The 18,960-nt window shown below is 59.8% G+C and carries 18 protein-coding genes; 8 read left to right on the top strand and 10 right to left on the bottom strand.

The window, feature by feature from the left end; translation table 11 throughout:
- Nucleotides 1–2: 2 nt before the first annotated feature.
- The 3 genes from LOY67_RS22445 to LOY67_RS22455 all read right to left on the bottom strand — a co-directional run bounded on the left by LOY67_RS22445 (nt 3) and on the right by LOY67_RS22455 (nt 3,389).
- Nucleotides 3–1,100 (bottom strand): amino acid ABC transporter permease, encoded by a 1,098-nt coding sequence (locus LOY67_RS22445; RefSeq protein WP_265064496.1) that lies wholly within the window; start codon nt 1,098–1,100, stop codon nt 3–5.
- 10 nt (nt 1,101–1,110) lie between these two features.
- A complete protein-coding gene (locus LOY67_RS22450; RefSeq protein ID WP_265064497.1) occupies nt 1,111–2,292 on the bottom strand; it encodes an amino acid ABC transporter permease in 1,182 nt (393 codons plus the stop codon).
- A gap of 65 nt (nt 2,293–2,357) precedes the next feature.
- Entirely contained in the window at nt 2,358–3,389 is a 1,032-nt protein-coding gene (locus LOY67_RS22455) for an amino acid ABC transporter substrate-binding protein (protein WP_265064498.1), read from the bottom strand.
- A gap of 474 nt (nt 3,390–3,863) precedes the next feature.
- On the opposite strand from LOY67_RS22455, the gene LOY67_RS22460 reads away from it, so the two are divergent.
- The 6 genes from LOY67_RS22460 to LOY67_RS22485 all read left to right on the top strand — a co-directional run bounded on the left by LOY67_RS22460 (nt 3,864) and on the right by LOY67_RS22485 (nt 10,368).
- Complete coding sequence (locus tag LOY67_RS22460) at nt 3,864–4,520, top strand: alpha/beta hydrolase (RefSeq protein ID WP_265064499.1); 657 nt, start codon at nt 3,864–3,866, stop codon at nt 4,518–4,520.
- 91 nt (nt 4,521–4,611) lie between these two features.
- On the top strand, nt 4,612–6,078 hold the full coding sequence (gene rhlB, locus LOY67_RS22465) for an ATP-dependent RNA helicase RhlB (RefSeq protein ID WP_265064500.1): 1,467 nt from the start codon (nt 4,612–4,614) through the stop codon (nt 6,076–6,078).
- Between the two features lie 126 nt (nt 6,079–6,204).
- Complete coding sequence (locus tag LOY67_RS22470) at nt 6,205–7,158, top strand: ornithine cyclodeaminase family protein (protein ID WP_265064501.1); 954 nt, start codon at nt 6,205–6,207, stop codon at nt 7,156–7,158.
- A 149-nt stretch (nt 7,159–7,307) separates the two neighbouring features.
- Nucleotides 7,308–8,435 (top strand): NAD(P)/FAD-dependent oxidoreductase, encoded by a 1,128-nt coding sequence (locus LOY67_RS22475; protein ID WP_265064502.1) that lies wholly within the window; start codon nt 7,308–7,310, stop codon nt 8,433–8,435.
- An 88-nt stretch (nt 8,436–8,523) separates the two neighbouring features.
- Complete coding sequence (locus LOY67_RS22480) at nt 8,524–9,150, top strand: transcriptional regulator (RefSeq protein ID WP_265064503.1); 627 nt, start codon at nt 8,524–8,526, stop codon at nt 9,148–9,150.
- Between the two features lie 249 nt (nt 9,151–9,399).
- Nucleotides 9,400–10,368, top strand: a complete 969-nt coding sequence (locus LOY67_RS22485) for an IS110 family transposase (protein WP_265064504.1) — start codon at nt 9,400–9,402, stop codon at nt 10,366–10,368.
- 70 nt (nt 10,369–10,438) lie between these two features.
- On the opposite strand, the gene LOY67_RS22490 is transcribed toward LOY67_RS22485, so the two are convergent.
- From LOY67_RS22490 to LOY67_RS22520, 7 genes are all read right to left on the bottom strand, one after another.
- Entirely contained in the window at nt 10,439–11,215 is a 777-nt protein-coding gene (locus LOY67_RS22490; protein ID WP_265064505.1) for an ABC transporter substrate-binding protein, read from the bottom strand.
- 244 nt (nt 11,216–11,459) lie between these two features.
- On the bottom strand, nt 11,460–11,912 hold the full coding sequence (moaE, locus tag LOY67_RS22495; protein ID WP_265064506.1) for a molybdopterin synthase catalytic subunit MoaE: 453 nt from the start codon (nt 11,910–11,912) through the stop codon (nt 11,460–11,462).
- 3 nt (nt 11,913–11,915) lie between these two features.
- Nucleotides 11,916–12,158 (bottom strand): molybdopterin converting factor subunit 1, encoded by a 243-nt coding sequence (moaD, locus tag LOY67_RS22500; protein ID WP_265064507.1) that lies wholly within the window; start codon nt 12,156–12,158, stop codon nt 11,916–11,918.
- Nucleotides 12,155–12,628 carry a cyclic pyranopterin monophosphate synthase MoaC gene (gene moaC / locus LOY67_RS22505; RefSeq protein ID WP_265064508.1) on the bottom strand — a complete coding sequence of 158 codons (474 nt, stop codon included), beginning with the start codon at nt 12,626–12,628 and terminating at the stop codon, nt 12,155–12,157. Before moaC ends, moaD begins: the two co-directional genes overlap by 4 nt.
- A 183-nt stretch (nt 12,629–12,811) precedes the next feature.
- The gene (locus tag LOY67_RS22510; protein WP_265064509.1) at nt 12,812–14,206 is read right to left on the bottom strand and encodes a PhoH family protein; all 1,395 of its coding nucleotides are present in this window, start codon (nt 14,204–14,206) and stop codon (nt 12,812–12,814) included.
- 86 nt (nt 14,207–14,292) lie between these two features.
- Complete coding sequence (locus tag LOY67_RS22515; RefSeq protein WP_265064510.1) at nt 14,293–14,499, bottom strand: hypothetical protein; 207 nt, start codon at nt 14,497–14,499, stop codon at nt 14,293–14,295.
- A 43-nt stretch (nt 14,500–14,542) separates the two neighbouring features.
- Nucleotides 14,543–15,667 (bottom strand): polysaccharide deacetylase family protein, encoded by a 1,125-nt coding sequence (locus LOY67_RS22520; protein WP_265064511.1) that lies wholly within the window; start codon nt 15,665–15,667, stop codon nt 14,543–14,545.
- Between the two features lie 331 nt (nt 15,668–15,998).
- Here LOY67_RS22520 and yaaA point away from each other — a divergent pair, with 331 nt between their 5' ends.
- Together yaaA and LOY67_RS22530 are read left to right on the top strand one after the other, a co-directional pair.
- Nucleotides 15,999–16,778: a peroxide stress protein YaaA gene (gene yaaA, locus LOY67_RS22525; RefSeq protein ID WP_265064512.1), complete on the top strand. Its 780-nt coding sequence runs from the start codon at nt 15,999–16,001 to the stop codon at nt 16,776–16,778.
- 810 nt (nt 16,779–17,588) lie between these two features.
- Nucleotides 17,589–18,905 carry a nucleotide sugar dehydrogenase gene (locus LOY67_RS22530; protein WP_265064513.1) on the top strand — a complete coding sequence of 439 codons (1,317 nt, stop codon included), beginning with the start codon at nt 17,589–17,591 and terminating at the stop codon, nt 18,903–18,905.
- Nucleotides 18,906–18,960 lie beyond the last annotated feature (55 nt).

Below are 18,960 nucleotides of genomic sequence, written 5' to 3' on the forward strand. Positions count from 1 at the left end.
TCCTAACGCTTGTGGCCTGTGTCGAGCTTGCGTTCCAGATGCATGGAATAGCGCGACATACCAAAACAGAAAATCCAGAACACCAGGGCGGCGAACACATAGCCTTCAGTGGCCATGCCCAGCCATTTCGGGTCGGCGGCAGCTTGTTTCACGCTGTTGAGCAGGTCGAACAAACCGATGATGATCACCAGGCTCGTGTCCTTGAACAATGCGATGAAGGTGTTGACGATGCCCGGGATCACCAGCTTCAGGGCTTGCGGCAGAATCACCAGGCCCATGCTGCGCCAGTAGCCAAGGCCCATCGCCGCAGCCGCTTCGTATTGCCCCTTGGGAATGGCTTGCAGACCGCCGCGCACCACTTCGGCCACATAGGCCGACTGGAACAGGATGACCCCGATCAGCGCCCGCAGCAGCTTGTCGAAGTTCATGCCTTCAGGCAGGAACAACGGCAGCATCACCGACGACATGAACAGCACCGTGATCAACGGCACCCCACGCCAGAACTCGATGAAGGTCACACAGACCACGCGGATCGCCGGCATGTTCGAGCGTCGACCCAGGGCCAGCACAATGCCCAGCGGCAGCGCGCCGGCGATACCGACGGTAGCGATCACCAGGGTCAGCATCAGGCCGCCCCATTGGCTGGTCGCCACGGCGTCCAGGCCAAACACGCCACCGTGCAGCAGGCACCAGGCGACGATCGGATACACCACCAGGAAGCTCAGGCCGTAGATCGCCTTGCGCGGGAAGCGCGAGATGAACAACGGCGCCGCACCGATCACTGCCAGCCACACGGTCAGGTCCACGCGCCAGCGCAGGTCCGCCGGGTAGTAGCCGTACATGAACTGACCGAAACGCTGCTGGATGAACACCCAGCAGGCGCCTTCCTTGGTGCAGTCGGCGCGGGTAGTGCCTACCCAGTTCGCATCCAGGATCGCCCAGTGCAGCAGCGGTGGGATAATCAGGTAGATCAGGTAGAACGCAAACAGGGTCAGCAGCGTGTTGATCCAGCTGGAGAACATGTTGGCGCGCATCCACGCCACCACACCGATGCTATTGCTCGGTGGAGGCATGTCAGGTTTGAAGGTATGGGATGTCATGCGCGTTTCCTCACCGCTCGATCAGCGCAATGCGCTTGTTGTACCAGTTCATCAGCAAGGAGATGCTGATACTGATCGCCAGGTACACACTCATGGTGATTGCAATCACCTCGATGGCCTGGCCGGTCTGGTTCAACACCGTGCCGGCGAACAGCGACACCATTTCCGGGTAACCGATACCGGCCGCCAGGGAGGAGTTTTTCGCCAGGTTCAGGTATTGGCTGGTCAACGGCGGAATGATCACACGCAAGGCTTGCGGGATGATCACCTTGCGCAGGGTCGGACCGTTGCGCAGCCCAAGGGAACGAGCCGCCTCGGTCTGGCCGTGGCTGACCGACTTGATGCCCGAACGCACGATCTCGGCGATGAACGCCGCGGTGTATACGGTCAACGCCAGGGTCAAGGCCAGCAGTTCCGGGATCAGCACCCAGCCACCGACGAAGTTGAAGCCCTTGAGTTCCGGCATTTCCCAATGCACCGGCGCACCAAACAGCAGCGCGCTCAACGCCGGGATCACCAGGAACAGCGCCAGACCGACCCAGAACTTATGAAACGGCTCTCCGGTCGCTTCGAAACGCTTGTTGGCCCAGCGAGCCATCAGCACGATGGCGACGATCGCCAGCACGACGCTGACCATGAATGGCCAGAACCCGTCCGCCACCAGCGCGGCCGGCATGTTCAAGCCCCGGCTGCTGACAAAGAAGGTGTCGCCGAAGTTATGGGCGGCCCGCGGTCCCGGCATGCTCAGGAATACCGCGAAGTACCAGAACAGGATTTGCAGCAACGGCGGGATGTTACGGAAAACCTCCACGTAAACGGTCGCCAGCTTGGAGATGATCCAGTTCTGCGACAAGCGTGCGACGCCGATGATGAAACCGAGGATGGTCGCCAGGATCACCCCGATGAAGGTGACCAGCAACGTGTTGAGCAACCCGATGACAAAGACGCGGGCATAGCTGTCCGCTTCGGTGTAATCGATCAGGTGTTGAGCGATGCCGAACCCGGCACTGCGCTCCAGGAAGCCGAAACCGGACGTGATGCCCCGGTGCGCAAGGTTGGTCTGTGTGTTGTCGAACAGGAACCAGCCCAACGCGATGACCGCCACGACAGTGACGATCTGAAATACCCACGCACGCACTTTTGGATCGCTGAGGCTGAGCCTCTGCTTTGGTGCGCCGATTGAATTTTGCATGAAGTGCCCCGCAAAGAATGGAACAGAACATCACCCGGTGGTTGGCCCACCGGGTGATAGAACCATCAGCGCACTGGTGGTGCGTATTGGATGCCGCCAGCGTTCCACAGCGCGTTCAGGCCGCGGTCGATTTCCAGCGGAGTGCCTTTGCCGAGGTTGCGCTCGAACATTTCACCGTAGTTGCCGACTTGCTTGACGATCTTCACGACCCAGTCTTTCGGCAGTTTCAGGTCCTTGCCGTATTCACCGTCAGCGCCCAGCATACGAGCGACGTCCGGGTTCTTGGTGGACTTGGCTTCAGCCTCGACGTTCTTCGAGGTCACGCCGGCTTCTTCAGCATTGAGCAGGGCGTAGCCAGTCCAACGCACGATAGCCAGCCACTCGTCGTCGCCGTTACGCACGACCGGGCCCAGTGGTTCCTTGGAAATGGTTTCCGGCAGAACCACGTAGTCTTTCGGCGATGCCAGCTTGCTGCGCTGGGCGAACAGCTGGGATTTGTCGGAGGTCAGTACGTCGCAACGACCGGATTCCAGCGACTTGGCGCTTTCATCGGAGGTGTCGAAGGTGATCGGGGTGTACTTCAGGCCATTGGCGCGGAAGTAGTCGGACACGTTCAGTTCGGTGGTGGTACCGGCCTGGATGCAGATGGTTGCACCGTCCAGTTCCTTGGCGCTCTTGACGCCCAGCTTGTTGTTGGCCAGGAAGCCGATGCCATCGTAGTAGGTGATGAAGCCTGGGAATTTCAGGCCCATGCCCGCGTCACGGGAGCTGGTCATGGTGGAGTTACGCGAGAGCACATCGATTTCGCCGGACTGCAGCGCGGTGAAGCGCTCCTTGGCGTTCAACTGGCTGAACTTGACCTTGCTTGCATCACCGAAGACGGCAGCGGCAACGGCACGGCAGAAGTCAGCGTCGATACCGACGATCTTGCCGGTCGAATCAGGCACCGAGAAACCCGGCAAGCCATCACTTACGCCGCACTGTACGAAACCTTTCTTCTGCACTGCGTCCAGGGTTGCACCCGCCTGCGCGAACCCGCTAACACCGAGGACAGCTGCTGCGGTCACGACAGCCAGGGTGGATTTCAGTAACTTCATTCAAACCTCCAGTTTTGCTCTTGTTGTGTCGGAGCTTGAGCCCTGTCGCACCCTTTTGGGGCATTGCCGACCCTTGTTGGCTTTTTTTAGGGTCAACCGACGTCTGGACCTTCGCTATGAGTCTATTAATGAGGACGGTGCGCCATTGGCAGCCATACCCACTTCTCACCAATCGGCCGAACGGGCTGTAGCCCTTCACGTTCGCGAAGCCCGTAGCGGCTATTGGCGAACATCCATCACCGGATTTCTGATATCCCATGCGTCGCGTCGAGCTGATAGTGTTACCGCGCAGCGTAAGATTCATCACTCAAGCATCCTCATAGCAAAGCCCGTACCAGACCGCCGCGCTTAGCCCTTGAGAATTACGTCAAGACAAAAAGTTGTAATTTTGCGACATCTAATTAACTGAGACACCGGGCACGCACCGTAATCACGCACTGATTGAGCGCGCCCGCACAGATTTGGAGCACAGCCATGACCGATCCCTTGATTCTCGAGCCCAACAGCACCGCAGATGCGTGTGTTATCTGGCTCCACGGCCTGGGCGCCGATCGCTATGATTTCCTGCCGGTCGCCGAAATATTGCAGCAAAGCCTGCACACCACGCGTTTCGTTCTACCCCAGGCACCGACCCAGCCAGTAACGATCAACGGCGGCTACGCCATGCCCAGTTGGTACGACATCCGTGCCTTGAGCCCGGCGCGAGCCATTGACGAGCAGCAACTGGAGGTGTCGGCCAAACGGGTCATGGACCTGATCGAAACCCAGCGAGCCAGCGGAATAGACGCTTCGCGGATTTTCCTGGCCGGTTTTTCCCAAGGCGGGGCGGTGGTCTATCACACGGCCTTCGTGAAATGGCAGGGGCCGCTGGGTGGTGTGATCGCACTGTCTACCTATGCGCCGACGTTCAGTGACGAACTGCAATTGTCCGCCAGCCAGCAACGCATTCCGGTACTGGCGCTGCACGGGCAATACGACGAAGTGGTGCTCAACCCCATGGGCCGCACCGCAAAAGAGTATCTGAAGCAGCATGGTGTCACCGTGACATGGCAGGAATACCCAATGGGCCACGAAGTGTTACCCGAGGAGATTCGCGACATCGGCACCTGGCTGGCCGAACGGTTGCGCTGAATCGCCACGCCAAGCCTTTGACGAACACACTACGCCGCGCCCGTTTCTTGCATTACACTGGCCGGCGTACATTCCTTAACCAATCGATGAGATGACCGTGCTCAAAGCACTCAAGAAGATGTTCGGTAAGAGCGAGGCCGAGCAGCTCGCGCCTGGCCCCAGCGCGCCTGTCCACGGCCCGAGCCGTACCGAAGCGCCACAACAATCGCGTCGCCCCGCAGCAGCTGCGCAGCCGAAACAAGAGCCGGTGACCTCGCCTGCCGCCGCGCCCGCGCCGGACAAGCCGCGCAACGATGCCCCCCGTCCCCGCCGCGAACGCGCACCAAAACCGCCGGTCGTCGCCTGGAAGATCGAGGACTTCGTCGTAGAGCCCCAGGAAGGCAAGACCCGCTTCCACGACTTCAAGCTGGCCCCGGAACTGATGCACGCCATCCAGGACCTGGGCTTCCCGTATTGCACGCCGATCCAGGCGCAGGTGCTGGGTTACACCCTCGCCGGCAAGGACGCCATCGGCCGCGCCCAGACCGGCACCGGCAAGACCGCCGCGTTCCTGATCTCCATCATCACCCAGCTGCTGCAGACGCCTCCGCCCAAGGAACGCTACATGGGCGAGCCTCGGGCACTGATCATCGCGCCGACCCGCGAGCTGGTGGTGCAGATCGCCAAGGACGCCGCCGACCTGACCAAATACACCGGCCTGAACGTGATGACGTTCGTCGGCGGCATGGACTTCGACAAGCAGCTCAAGCACCTCGAAGCCCGTCACTGCGACATCCTGGTGGCAACCCCGGGCCGGCTGCTGGATTTCAACCAGCGCGGCGACGTGCACCTGGACATGGTCGAGGTCATGGTGCTGGACGAAGCCGACCGCATGCTCGACATGGGCTTCATCCCGCAGGTGCGCCAGATCATTCGCCAGACCCCGCCGAAAAGCGAACGCCAGACCCTGTTGTTTTCCGCCACCTTCACCGAAGACGTGATGAACCTGGCCAAGCAATGGACCACCGACCCGGCTGTCGTCGAGATCGAGGCCGAGAACGTCGCCAGCGAAAACGTCGAGCAGCACATCTATGCCGTCGCCGGTGCCGACAAATACAAGCTGCTCTACAACCTGGTCAACGACAACGGTTGGGAGCGGGTCATGGTGTTCGCCAACCGCAAGGACGAAGTGCGGCGCATCGAAGAACGCCTGGTGCGCGACGGCGTCAATGCGGCCCAGCTGTCGGGCGACGTGCCCCAGCACAAACGCATCAAGACGCTCGAAGGTTTTCGCGAGGGCAAGATCCGTGTGCTGGTGGCAACCGACGTGGCCGGCCGGGGCATTCACATTGACGGCATCAGCCATGTGATCAACTTCACCCTGCCTGAAGTGCCGGACGACTACGTGCACCGCATCGGCCGTACCGGTCGCGCGGGCGCCGAGGGCGTGTCCATCAGCTTCGCCGGAGAGGACGACTCCTATCAGTTGCCGTCCATCGAGGCACTGCTGGGCCGCAAGATCAGTTGCGAAATGCCGCCGACCCATCTGCTGCGGCCGGTTGAGCGCAAACGTCACTGACCGTCGCTCCGCCAGCCGAAAGCGCAGCCCTCGACGGCTGCGCTTTTTTTTGCCCGGGATATTGCTCGAATAAACTAAAAGTCCATAATGGACAAATTAGTTTACGACAAGCACCCCGGAGTCCCGATGTCCAGCACGCCTTATGTGATGACCCAAGCCCAGGCTCGCGAACTGCTCGGGCAAGTCGATGTGCCGCAGATCCTGCGCAAACTGTTTCGCGACTTGGCTGCCGGGCAAGCAGTGCAGCCGGCCCAGCAATGGGTGGAGTTTCCCCAGGGTGCCGGGGACTTCATCAACTACCTGGGGGTGTTGGCCGAGGACCAGGTCTACGGCGTCAAGACCTCGCCCTACATCGTGGGCGAGCAGGGTCCACTGGTCACCGCCTGGACATTGCTGATGTCGATGCGCACCGGCCAGCCGCTGTTGTTGTGCGATGCCAGCGAACTGACGACCGCCCGTACCGCAGCCACCACGGCAGTTGCCGTCGATGCCCTCGCCCTGCCCCAGGCCCAACGCCTGGCGGTCATCGGCAGCGGCGCGGTAGCACGGGCGCATGTGCATTACGTCAAGGGCTTGCGAGAGTGGAAGACCATCCGCCTTTACTCGCCGGGCCTACCGGGCAAGACGGCACAGGAACGCGCATCGATTACCGGCCTGGATCCGCGCCTGGAGATTGCCGACAGCCTTGCGGCGGCGGTGCATGACGCCGATGTGGTGATGCTCTGCACCTCGTCCGCCAACGCGGTGCTCGAGCCGAAGAGCCTGGGCAAACCGGCGCTGATCACCTCCATCAGCACCAACGCCCCACGCGCCCACGAAGTCCCGCCCCACAGCCTCAACGACATGGACGTGTTCTGCGACTATCGTCAGACCACCCCGGGCTCGGCCGGTGAGATGCTGATCGCCGCCGAACAACATGGCTGGGAGACGTCGAGCATCATCGGCGACTTGCCTGAACTGCTCAGCGGACAGGTTGCGCGACCAAGCCTTGAGCGCCACGTGTTCTTCCGCTCGATTGGCCTGGGGCTGGAGGATGTGGCGTTGGCGAATGCGCTTTACCGGTTGCATCACCGCAACTGACGAACCAATCCCCTTGTGGGAGCGAGCTTGCTCGCGATGGCGGCATGGCAGTCGACATCTATGTCGAATGTGCTGGCCTCCATCGCGAGCAAGCTCGCTCCCACAAGGGGCCCCGCATACCCCGGCATTGCGCTCCACAGGAGAGCTTCATGACCTCAGCAGATTTCATCATCATCGGCGGCGGCATTGCCGGTGCCTCCACCGGCTACTGGCTGGCCCCCCATGGCCGGGTCATTGTGCTCGAGCGCGAATCCCATCCGGCCTACCACTCCACCGGACGTTCGGCGGCGCTGTTCACCGCCGCCTATGGCACGCCTCAGGTAAGGGCATTGACCCAAGCCAGTCGGGACTTTTTCGACGCACCGCCCGCCGGTTTCTGCGAACACCCCCTGCTCACGCCCCGGGGCGAAATGACCGTGGACTTCACCGGTGACCCGGCCGAGCTGAACAATCAGTACCTCAGTGCCAAGGCCACCGTGCCGCAGATGCAATTGCTCAGCGCCGAAGAAGCCTGCGTGCGACTGCCGATCCTGCGCCGGGAAAAAGTCCATGGCGCCCTCTATGACCCGACGGCCTCTGACATCGACACGGATGCGCTGCACCAGGGCTACTTGCGTGGTATCCGCCGCAACGGCGGTGAGATACACACCGACAGCGAAGTCCTGGACCTGGTTCGCGACAACCAGGGGCAATGGCAGGTGAGGACTGCCGAGAGGACCTTCACTGCGCCGATTCTGATCAACGCGGCCGGTGCCTGGGCCGATCAGGTCGCGCAAATGGCCGGTGCCCGGCCGCTGGGTCTGCAACCCAAGCGGCGGGCGGCCTTCATCTTTCCCGGCCCGGAAGGCCTGGACATCCATGACTGGCCGATGCTGGTGAGCCTCGACGAATCCTTCTACATGAAGCCGGACGCTGGCATGTTTCTGGGCTCGCCAGCCAATGCCGATCCGGTGGAGCCCCACGATGTGCAGCCGGAAGAACTGGACATCGCCCTGGGGATCTACCAGATCGAAGAAGCCACCACCCTGAGCATTCGCCGCCCGACCCGTACCTGGGCCGGGTTGCGCAGTTTTGTTCGTGACGGCGATCTGCTGTCCGGTTTCGACCTGCAGTTGCCCGGATTCTTCTGGGTTGCGGCCCAGGGTGGCTATGGCATCCAGACCTCCCCGGCGATGGGCCAGGCCAGCGCAGCGCTGGTACGCGGCGAACCGCTGCCCGAAGCCCTGACCCGCTTCGGCCTGAGCAGCGCAATGCTGTCGCCGGCGCGACTTGGCTGACCGTCCTGAAGGTGACGCATCGCCACGATTGCGGCACACTCCCTGCGCCCCTGCTTCACGGGGCGCCGACGCTGCCTGGAGCCCTGTCATGACCGCCCTGCAACCCGATCCGGCAATGGACAATTTCCACACCATCGCCGACGCCATCGCCACGCTGTTCTACCCCCACGCCGAGGTGGTACTGCACGACCTGCGCACGCAGAAAGTCGATTACATCGCCAATAATCTCTCCAAGCGCGAGATCGGCGATGACTCGTCCCTGGAAGACATGCTCAGCGAGGACATCAGCGAACGGAACATCGGCCCGTATGAAAAGCTCAACTGGGACGGACAGAAGATCCGCAGCCTCAGCAGCGTCTTGCGCGACGCCAAAGGTCGGCCGCTGGCGGTGCTGTGCATCAACCTGAATATTTCACTGTTCGAAAATGCCAAGGCCGCGCTGGACCTGTTCCTGTCGCCGGGCAAATTGATCCCGCAGCCGGACTCCCTGTTTCGCGATGACTGGCAGGAACGCATCAACACCTTCCTGCATGCCTGGATGCGCGAGCGCCAGTTGAGCCTGAACCTGCTGACCCGCGACCATAAGCGCGAACTGGTGCTGGCGCTGCACGCCGAAGGCGCCTTCAAGGGCAAGAGCGCCTCCAACTACGTGGCCAATGTGCTGAACATGGGGCGGGCGACGGTGTACAAGCATCTGAAGGAATTGAAGGGCTAGGCCTTGCGTTGCCAGGACCGACGCCATCGCGAGCAGGCTCGCTTGTATGGTAGGACTTGAAGGGAGGAGGAGGGACAAGGTTCGCTTCTGACTGTTAGCCGCAGTACAGACCGTGGGAGATTTTACCCCTCCTCCTTTCACACCCAAGCGCCGATAAAGAATGCATCTGGCCTAGACCGACGATAGGAACAAGCCTGCGCCTCTGGGTGAACCCTTCAAGTGTTCAAACCTTAGCCCGGAGAGTTTTCAATGGCAATGCCGGTTCCCCTCGTCAAGCCGATTGTGGGTGTGGATGTCGCCAAGGATGAGTTGGTGATGTATCACGCCGAAACCGATCAGCTTGAGATAGTCCCCAATAACAAAACTGCGATTAAGAAGTGGCTCAAGGCCTTGTCCATGCAGGTGGATATTGCCATCGAAGCCACCAATATCTATCACCTGGAGTTCGCCGATCTGGCTCACAAGGCCGGCTGCGTGATCTACATGGTCGGTGGCTATGAGCTCAGTCACTACCGCAAAGGCGTGAACGTGCGCGCCAAAACCGATGCACTGGATGCTCGCCTGTTGGCCCGTTACCTGAAGAACGAAGGCCAGGAACTGCATCCCTGGAACCCGCCATCGCCCTTGTATCGCCGGCTCGTAAGCCTTTTCCGGCGCCGTGCGGCTGTGGTCCAGGCCCGTGTCAGTCTGAGCCAAAGCTGGGCGAACGAGCCGTTACTCAAAGCCGCGTTCAAACGCCAGATAGGCGCGATGCAGCGGCTGGAAACCCTGGTCGAAAAAAAGATCCAGGATGAGCTGAAGGACGCAGGCTTGCTGGGTCAGCTCAAGCGCTGCATGAAAGTTGAAGGCATTGGCCTGTTGACCGGCGCCCGGTTGCTCACCTCGTTTCAGCGGGGGGATTTCAAAAACGCCGATGCCTTCATCGCTTTTCTGGGGCTGGACCTGCGCATATCGCAATCAGGGCGAAAACAGGGTCGCCGCTGCCTGACCAAACGAGGTGATCCAGAAGCTCGCCGACTGCTGCACAACGCAGCGATGTCGGCAAGGCGCACGGAGCGATGGAAGGGGTTCTATGAGGCGTTGTTAGCCCGGGGGATGAGTACAACTCAGGCCATGGTGGCGCTGTCGCGCAAGCTTGCCCGCGTAGTATTCGCTCTGCTGCAGAATCAGAGCGAATACCAGCCAGAAAGGCATTTGAAGGCTAGTCATGCACCATAGAATCTCCCACATTAGACCGCGTTGAACGCAGATCCCTTGTGGGAGCGAGCCTGCTCGCGATGGCGATTAGTCAGTCGCCATAGATATCCGACTTGAAATACTTGGCCTCGATCTTCTGATACTCCCCACTGGCCCGAATCCCATCGATGGCCTTGTTCAGATCCGCCACCAACTGGGTATTGCCCTTGCGCACTGCAATGCCGGCGCCTTCACCAACGTACTTCGGATCTTTGAGCTCAGGCCCGACAAACCCGTAGCCCTTGCCCCGAGGCATCGATAGGAAATCTTCCAGCGGGATGGTGTCGGCAAAAATCGCGTCCAGGCGACCGGACGCCAGGTCCATGTAGATTTCTTCGTTGTTGCTGTAGCGCTTGACGATCACGCCCTTGGGTTCGAGGACTTCAGTAGCATAGCGATCAGTGGTGGTCGCTCGCTGCACACCCACGGTCTTGCCCTTCAGGCTGGCGTACTGGTCATCCACTACTGCGCCCTCCTTCATGACCAGCCGCGATGAGGTGAAGTAGTACTTGTGGGTGAAGTCCACCGACTTCTTGCGCTCTTCGGTGATGGTCATGGACGACAGCGCCAGGTCGATCTTCTTCACCTTCAACGACGGGATCAGCCCGTCGAACTCTCCCTCGACCCACTCGCACTGGACCTTCATCTGCGCGCACAACGCATTGCCGATGTCGTAGTCGAAACCCTCGATCTTCCCTTCCGAGGTCTTGGAAGCGAACGGCGGATAAGCCGCTTCGATGCCGATGCGCAGGGTTTTCTCGGCGGCGAACAGGCTGCTGGAGGCCAGCAGGCTCAGGGCCAGGCCAGTGATGAGGGGGAATTTCTTCATGATCGTTCTCTCGCGGGATTGTTGTTGGTTTGGCAGAGAAAAAGCAGGCGCGACTGATTATGTACTTATAAATCCATACTGGACTTTAATGTACATATCGTCAATTGAAGAAATGATGAAAGGCTGATGGCCCCATCGCGAGCAGGTTCGCTCCCACAGGGATCCCCGGTCTGACACAGATCCAATGTGGGAGCGAGTCTGCTCGCGATAGCGGACTATCGGCCACAAAGAGACAACAGGCTGTCTACTGCTTCCAGCGATCCGCCGCCGCATGATCACTGTCCCGCCCCTCGACCCAGCGCGGGCCATCGGCGGTGTTTTCCTTCTTCCAGAACGGCGCGCGGGTCTTGAGGTAGTCCATGACAAAGGCGCAGGCGTCGAATGCCGCCTGGCGATGGGCACTGGCGGCCGCGACAAAGACGATGGGCTCGCCCGGCTCCAGGGCCCCGATGCGATGCAGCACCTCCAGCTTCAGCAGCGGCCAGCGCTGCTGCGCCTCGATGGCGATCTTGCCCAGGGCTTTTTCGGTCATGCCCGGGTAATGCTCCAGGAACATCCCGGACACATCCAGGCCGTCATTGAAGTCCCGCACGTAGCCGACAAAACTCACTACTGCGCCCACGCCGACATTGGCCGCGTGCATCGCGTTGACTTCGGCGCCCGGATCGAACGGATCGGCCTGTACACGAATCGCCATGACTCAGCCTCCGGTCACCGTGGGAAAGAACGCGACTTCGTCGCCCTCCACCAGCGGCTCATCGAGCTGGCACAGCTCTTCGTTGCGGGCACACATCAGGTTCTGCTCGCTCAGTACGTCGAAGCCCGGGCGAGCCGCCAACAGCGCGCGAACGTCATCTACCGTAGAGAACTTATCATCGACGCTCAAAGCGTCCACGCCCAACGCCTCACGGTAACGGGCAAAGAACTTCACATTGATTTTCATGGTGCGTCCGCCTGGAAGTGACCGCTCTTGCCGCCCAGTTTTTCCAGCACCCGCACGCCCTCAATGGTCATGCCCCGGTCGACGGCCTTGCACATGTCATAGATGGTCAGCGCGGCGACACTGGCAGCGGTCAGGGCCTCCATCTCCACCCCGGTCTGGCCCGAAAGTTTGCAACGGGCAACGATGCGTACCCGGTCCTCGCCTTCGGCATTGAGTTCGACCTTGACGCTGGTGAGCATCAGCGGATGACAGAGCGGAATCAGATCGCTGGTTTTTTTCGCCGCCTGGATGCCGGCAATGCGCGCTACGGCGAATACATCGCCCTTGGGGTGACCGCCGCTGACAATCATCTGCAGCGTAGCGGGCAACATGCGCACAAAGGCTTCGGCGGTGGCCTCACGGAACGTCACGGCCTTGTCGGTCACGTCGACCATGTTGGCGCGACCTTGGGAATCGAGATGGGTGAGCACAGGGTTACTCCTGATCAGGAGCGTCGATTGTAAACCCGTGAGTCAAATTCCGGCACGCCTGATTGTCGCACCTGTAACGGCATGACTTTCCTTTGTGGGAGCGAGCCTGCTCGCTCCCACAGGGTTTATTTGTCGCGCACAAAAAACCGGGCGACTTTGCGGTCGCCCGGTTTTTATCAGGTGTTACAAATGGGATTCGGCGTATTCGGCCAGGATCGAGCGCGGTACGCCTTGCAGGGTGATGTGGACCCCGTTGGGGAAGTCCTTGAAACGTTCGGTCAGGTAAGTCAGCCCGGAGCTGGTCGCGGACAGGTAAGGGGTGTCGATCTGCGCCAGGTTACCCAGGCACACCACTTTGGAACCGGCACCGGCACGGGTGATGATGGTTTTCATCTGGTGCGGGGTGAGGTTCTGGCATTCGTCGATCAGGATCAAGCTCTGCTGGAAGCTGCGACCGCGGATGTAGTTGAGGGATTTGAACTGCAACGGCACCTTGCTGAGGATGTAGTCGACGCTGCCATGGGTGCTTTCGTCATCCATGTGCAAGGCTTCGAGGTTGTCGGTAATGGCCCCCAGCCAAGGCTCCATTTTTTCCGCCTCGGTGCCGGGCAGGAAGCCGATTTCCTGGTCCAGGCCCTGCACGCTGCGGGTGGCGATGATGCGCCGGTAACGCTTGCTGACCATGGTCTGCTCGATGGCGGCGGCCAGGGCCAGGATGGTCTTGCCGGAACCGGCGGCACCGGACAGGTTGACCAGGTGGATATCCGGGTCGAGCAAGGCGAACAGGGCCAGGCTCTGGTAGATGTCACGGGGTTTGAGGCCCCAGGCCTCCTGATGCAGCAAGGGTTCCTGGTGCAGGTCGAGAATCAGCAGCTTGTCGTCCTCGATCTCCTTGATCCAGCCGACGAATCCCTGTTCGTCGATGATGAACTCGTTGATGTGCACCGCCGGCAGGTTGTCGATCAGTTGCACCTGGTGCCAGGTGCGACCATGGTCCTGGCGAGTGTCGACCTTGCTCACGCGGTCCCAGAAGGAGCCGGTCATGTTGTGGTAGCCGTTGGGCAGCAGCGAAACGTCGTCGACCAACTGGTCGGTGCTGTAATCCTCCGCCGCAATCCCGCAGGCACGGGCCTTGAGGCGCATGTTGATGTCTTTGGTCACCAGCACCACGGCGCGATCCTTGTTGCGCGCGTGCAGGTCGATCAGCTGGTTGATGATGATGTTGTCGTTCAGGTGTTCGGGCAGAACCAGGTTGGGTTCGGTGCGCTTGCTCATCAGGATCGAGAGCAGGCCCTTGGGGCCGCTTTTGCCGCGTTGGATCGGCACACCCAGCTCGACGTCTTCGGGAGACGCATCGCCCAGGGTCTTGTCGATCAGTCGGATCGCCTGCCGGCATTCGGCCGCGACGCTGTGATGGCCGCTCTTGAGCTTGTCCAGCTCCTCGAGCACGGTCATTGGGATGGCAACGTGGTGTTCTTCGAAATTCAGCAGTGCGTTTGGATCGTGGATCAATACGTTGGTATCGAGTACATAGAGGATTGGCTGGTTGGAGGAAGGGCTACGTCCGTGGTCATCCATACTCGGTCACCTTTGTGGGGGCCATTCGACGCAATACCATGACAGTGCTGCGCCTCGAGGTAGCCACCGGATTCACCCGCGAGGATTCAGGTGAACTGCACACAAACGGGGTCTTGGAAGACGCCACCTGTGTTGCAGGTTTCGGCGGTCTGACTTCTTGATACTCCAAAAACCATGACAGGAAAAAGCACTTTGACGCTTTTTTGAAGTTTATTTTTCAGAGTGACGAAAAGCCCTTGGCGTACCGCCGCCGCACCGTTAAAGTCGGAAGTCCGGTCGTCATGAATGCGCACCGGTTTCCCCCTCTCCCCTAATGTTTCCGGGGCTTCTGCGGTTTCAGCGAAACGCCTCCTGACAATCCTCCCAACCGATTCCACTTTGCGCCGTCTGCGTAATGAGCCAGGGCATCGCTGTTTTCACTGCATCCTGCTTGGCGTTGAAGTTGATCACCCCGTGGCGCCACAGCAGCATCAAGGTCAGCGCGCGCTGGGCGCTTTGCTCGGGCTTGAGGCGGTTGGCACCGTCCTGGGGATCGATATCCCACAGCGCTACTTGCAGGCCCTGTTGCCTGAAGAATGCCTCGGCATCGCCCCGCCGCTGGCCTTGGGGCGGACGGAACAGCGGCACATAGTTTTCCGGCAGCTTGCCCTTGACCAGGTCGACGCTGCGCCGCACCGAGTCCTGCCAGTCCTGCCAATAGCTATGGGAGCGGAACTCCCAGCCCTGGACACCTACGCACTGTTCTGAATACAACGACTGGAGGCTGTTGACGGAATCCTCCACCAGCCGCGCCTGGATGTCCTTGCCCAATACAAAAAAGGTGCCGTTCATGTTCGACTTGCGCAAGTAATCCGCCAGCCACGGAGTGTTGTCTGGCGCAACGTTGGCGCCGCTGTCGAAGGTCAGTAAAAACAGCCGGTCGTGCATGCCCTCGCCGTTGCGCTCGTAATCGCCGAAACGTTCGACTTCACTGCTTGTTTGCGGAAAAAGCGCGGCTTTTCGCAGCAACTCATCCCGGTACTGGGTATGAAAGATCTGGCTTGGCCCGGCCCATTTGAAATAGAACGAATCGTCATCGAGATGAAACCTGCGCGCCTCCTCACGCAAGGTCGCCATGTTCTCGACCAGGTAACAGAAGGAGGCGTCCTGATCACAGCTCTGCTGGGCGAAGTTGTAGTTGGCCAGCAACCGTTGCCACAACCGCGCACGCAGGGCGGTGATCGCCGCCATGTTCACCGAGCGCAGCCCCAGGTACTGCTTGAGGGCAATTTCGTCCATGGCATCGGTGTCCAGCAACACCCGGGCGAACATCAGGATCTCGGCCCGTGAAGCAACGTCGAACAGGGTCGGGCTGGTGAGCTGTTCCGGCCAGGTGCTGCGGTCCAGGGTGGCAATGTCGGTGGGCGCGGCAATGGCATTGAGGCTCAGGAGCCAGGCCGATAGCAGAAGCACGATACGCAAAAGGGATGTCTCCATAACGAAACCCGCGCGGCATCATAGCTGATCCAGGAACGACGCCCGCTTATCTCATTGCTCGAACAGGGCTTTTGTGGCGAGGGGATTTATCCCCGCTGGGCTGTGAAACAGCCCTAAAAGCGCCCGCGCGGTGCTTCAGGCTGATCTCGCTTCACTTTGTTGGGGCTGCTGCGCAGCCCAGCGGGGATAAATCCCCTCGCCACAATTGAGGGGCTTTGAATATTTCCTTTACCCCACCGATCACCTATCACCCCAATAGCTGGAGTCCACCCGGACAACCCCCTAGAATCGCCGCACCCTTAAAGGAGACGATTGCATGCTGATGGTGATTTCCCCCGCCAAGACCCTCGATTACGAAACACCGCCGGCCACCGAACGCTTTACCCTGCCGCAGTACCTGGACCATTCCCAGGAACTGGTCGAGCAATTGCGTGAACTCTCGCCGGCACAGATCAGCGAGCTGATGCACGTCTCCGACAAGATCGGTGGCCTCAATGCCGCGCGGTTCGGCAGTTGGACCCCGGCGTTCACCCCGGCCAACGCCAAGCAGGCCCTGCTGGCCTTCAAGGGTGACGTGTATACGGGCCTGGACGCACAGAGCTTCAACGAAGCCGACTTCGATCACGCCCAACGGCATCTGCGCATGCTCTCCGGTCTTTACGGCCTGTTGCGGCCGCTGGACCTGATGCAGCCCTATCGCCTGGAAATGGGCACGAAGCTGGACAATGCCCGGGGCAAGGATCTCTATGCGTTCTGGGGTACCCGTATCAGCGAATGGCTGAACGAAGCCCTGGCCGACCAGGGCGATGACGTGCTGTTGAACCTGGCCTCCAACGAGTACTTCTCGGCGGTCAAGCGCAGCGCTCTGAACGCACGCATCATCGATACCGAATTCAAGGACCTGAAAAACGGCCAGTACAAGATCATCAGCTTCTACGCTAAAAAAGCCCGCGGGCTGATGAGCCGGTTTGTCATTCAGGAACGCATCAACGATCCGGCACTGCTCAAACAGTTCGATGTGCAAGGCTATCGTTACAGTGTCGAACAGTCCTCGGCCGAAAAACTGGTTTTCCTGCGCGACCACGCCCCACAATAACGCAACACCTCTTCCGGGCCCCTGATCAGGGGCCTCGATCAGCCCCCGGCAACTCATCCTACTTTCCCACCCAATTCGCCACTTTATTGGCGTCAACATTCAAACCACCCCTTGGGCTAACTTTTCTTTCACTCGACAATTGTCAGTTTTTTCCGTAGTGGCACAGAAAATTTTCAACGGTAGTGGCAAAAAAGTATCTAGGTCATTTAACTCCCCGTAACTAAAGGGCGAAATCGCAAGTGCTATCAATATGAGAGCAGTGCCATCTCGGCCAATATTTCAAAAAATTTCAGAAATCACGATGAGCGGGCAGGAACTATGTCCAAATGCACGGCTCATACCACCCGTAACGATTCTCGCCGAGCGTGTACGAGATAACTTACAAGGGACGTCGACTAGAGTAACCAAGTTGTCACAGCAACTAAGCGAAACGGTCGTCCTTATGGATCCAAGATAAAAGGACAGGAGATAAGGCATCATCACTATCCCCTACAAGGCCAAGGCTGCGCCCCTATAACGTGTTCACCCGAACACACAAGCTTCTGATTTTGTGGGCTTTTTGCCAGAAATCAGAAGTGAACGACCTTTGCACGAACGTTCTGGATAACGAGGACTGGCTGCATAACAGGGCAGGTCATAACAACAAGGCCGCACTGCGCACAACTTGAGTGCAATTATTTAGACACTCGGAACTTAGTATGCCTGCACACGGCACTGTGGCGCCTGCATTCCACACTTCCGAGTGCACTATGACCGCTGAACACTATTAACTCCGGCCATTTAATGGCGTGAAAAACAGAGGTAAATGCGATGCGCATTAGCATATTTGGTTTGGGTTACGTCGGTGCAGTATGTGCCGGTTGCCTGTCTGCACGGGGCCATGATGTGGTTGGCGTGGATGTCGCCAAAGACAAGATCGATATGATCAACGCCGGCAAATCGCCCATTGTTGAACCCGGTCTTGGGGAGTTGCTGGCACAAGGTATTCAAACAGGTCGCCTGCGTGGCACCACCAACTTTGCGGAAGCCATTCGCGATACGGACCTGTCGATGATTTGCGTCGGCACGCCGAGCAAGAAGAACGGCGACCTGGAACTGAACTACATCGAGGCCGTCTGCCGCGAGATCGGTTTTGTCCTGCGTGAAAAGACCACCCGCCACACCATCGTGGTCCGCAGCACCGTCTTGCCAGGCACTGTCGCAAACGTTGTCATCCCGATCCTCGAAGACTGCTCCGGCAAAAAGGCCGGTGTCGATTTCGGCGTTGCGGTCAACCCTGAGTTCCTGCGTGAAAGCACCGCGATCAAGGACTACGACCAGCCACCGATGACCGTTATCGGCGAATTCGACAAGGCGTCCGGCGACGTCCTGCAATCGCTGTACGAAGAACTCGATGCACCGATCATCCGCAAGGACATCGCGGTCGCCGAGATGATCAAGTACACCTGCAACGTCTGGCACGCCACCAAGGTGACCTTCGCCAACGAGATCGGCAACATCGCCAAGGCCGTGGGCGTCGATGGCCGCGTCGTGATGGATGTGGTCTGCCAGGACAAGGCCCTCAACCTGTCCCAGTACTACATGCGCCCAGGCTTCGCCTTCGGCGGCTCGTGCCTGCCCAAGGACGTACGCGCCCTGACCTATCGCGCCAGCTCCCTGGACGTGGAAGCGCCGCTGCTCAACTCGCTGATGCGCAGCAACGAATCCCAGGTGCAGAACGCCTTCGACATCGTCTCCAGCCACGACAAGCGCAAAGTCGCCCTGCTGGGCCTGAGCTTCAAGGCCGGTACCGACGACCTGCGTGAAAGCCCACTGGTAGAACTGGCGGAAATGCTGATCGGCAAGGGCTACGACCTGCGCATCTACGACAGCAACGTCGAATACGCCCGTGTCCACGGTGCGAACAAGGATTACATCGAGTCGAAGATTCCTCACGTCTCGTCCTTGCTCAACTCGGACTTCGACTCGGTCATCGACAGCTCCGACATCATCATCCTCGGCAACCGCGACGAGAAGTTCCGTGCGCTGACCGAGAACGTACCGGAAGGCAAACAGGTCATCGACCTGGTTGGTTTCATGTCCAAGGCCACTTCATCGAATGGCCGGACCGAAGGCATCTGCTGGTAAGTCTGTTTGCCGGCCGGGGCCTGCCCCGGCCGGCCTTTCGCCTGCCTTAACCCAT

Source organism: Pseudomonas sp. B21-056, from assembly GCF_026016325.1.
Lineage (GTDB): Bacteria > Pseudomonadota > Gammaproteobacteria > Pseudomonadales > Pseudomonadaceae > Aquipseudomonas.

What these genes read in the sequence shown, in the direction of transcription:
- LOY67_RS22445 (WP_265064496.1), bottom strand. Translation starts at nt 1,100, where the DNA reads ATGACATCCCATACCTTCAAACCTGACATGCCTCCACCGAGCAATAGC.
- LOY67_RS22450 (WP_265064497.1), bottom strand. Translation starts at nt 2,292, where the DNA reads ATGCAAAATTCAATCGGCGCACCAAAGCAGAGGCTCAGCCTCAGCGAT.
- LOY67_RS22455 (WP_265064498.1), bottom strand. Translation starts at nt 3,389, where the DNA reads ATGAAGTTACTGAAATCCACCCTGGCTGTCGTGACCGCAGCAGCTGTC.
- LOY67_RS22460 (WP_265064499.1), top strand. Translation starts at nt 3,864, where the DNA reads ATGACCGATCCCTTGATTCTCGAGCCCAACAGCACCGCAGATGCGTGT.
- rhlB (WP_265064500.1), top strand. Translation starts at nt 4,612, where the DNA reads ATGACCGTGCTCAAAGCACTCAAGAAGATGTTCGGTAAGAGCGAGGCC.
- LOY67_RS22470 (WP_265064501.1), top strand. Translation starts at nt 6,205, where the DNA reads ATGTCCAGCACGCCTTATGTGATGACCCAAGCCCAGGCTCGCGAACTG.
- LOY67_RS22475 (WP_265064502.1), top strand. Translation starts at nt 7,308, where the DNA reads ATGACCTCAGCAGATTTCATCATCATCGGCGGCGGCATTGCCGGTGCC.
- LOY67_RS22480 (WP_265064503.1), top strand. Translation starts at nt 8,524, where the DNA reads ATGACCGCCCTGCAACCCGATCCGGCAATGGACAATTTCCACACCATC.
- LOY67_RS22485 (WP_265064504.1), top strand. Translation starts at nt 9,400, where the DNA reads ATGGCAATGCCGGTTCCCCTCGTCAAGCCGATTGTGGGTGTGGATGTC.
- LOY67_RS22490 (WP_265064505.1), bottom strand. Translation starts at nt 11,215, where the DNA reads ATGAAGAAATTCCCCCTCATCACTGGCCTGGCCCTGAGCCTGCTGGCC.
- moaE (WP_265064506.1), bottom strand. Translation starts at nt 11,912, where the DNA reads ATGGCGATTCGTGTACAGGCCGATCCGTTCGATCCGGGCGCCGAAGTC.
- moaD (WP_265064507.1), bottom strand. Translation starts at nt 12,158, where the DNA reads ATGAAAATCAATGTGAAGTTCTTTGCCCGTTACCGTGAGGCGTTGGGC.
- LOY67_RS22510 (WP_265064509.1), bottom strand. Translation starts at nt 14,206, where the DNA reads ATGGATGACCACGGACGTAGCCCTTCCTCCAACCAGCCAATCCTCTAT.
- yaaA (WP_265064512.1), top strand. Translation starts at nt 15,999, where the DNA reads ATGCTGATGGTGATTTCCCCCGCCAAGACCCTCGATTACGAAACACCG.
- LOY67_RS22530 (WP_265064513.1), top strand. Translation starts at nt 17,589, where the DNA reads ATGCGCATTAGCATATTTGGTTTGGGTTACGTCGGTGCAGTATGTGCC.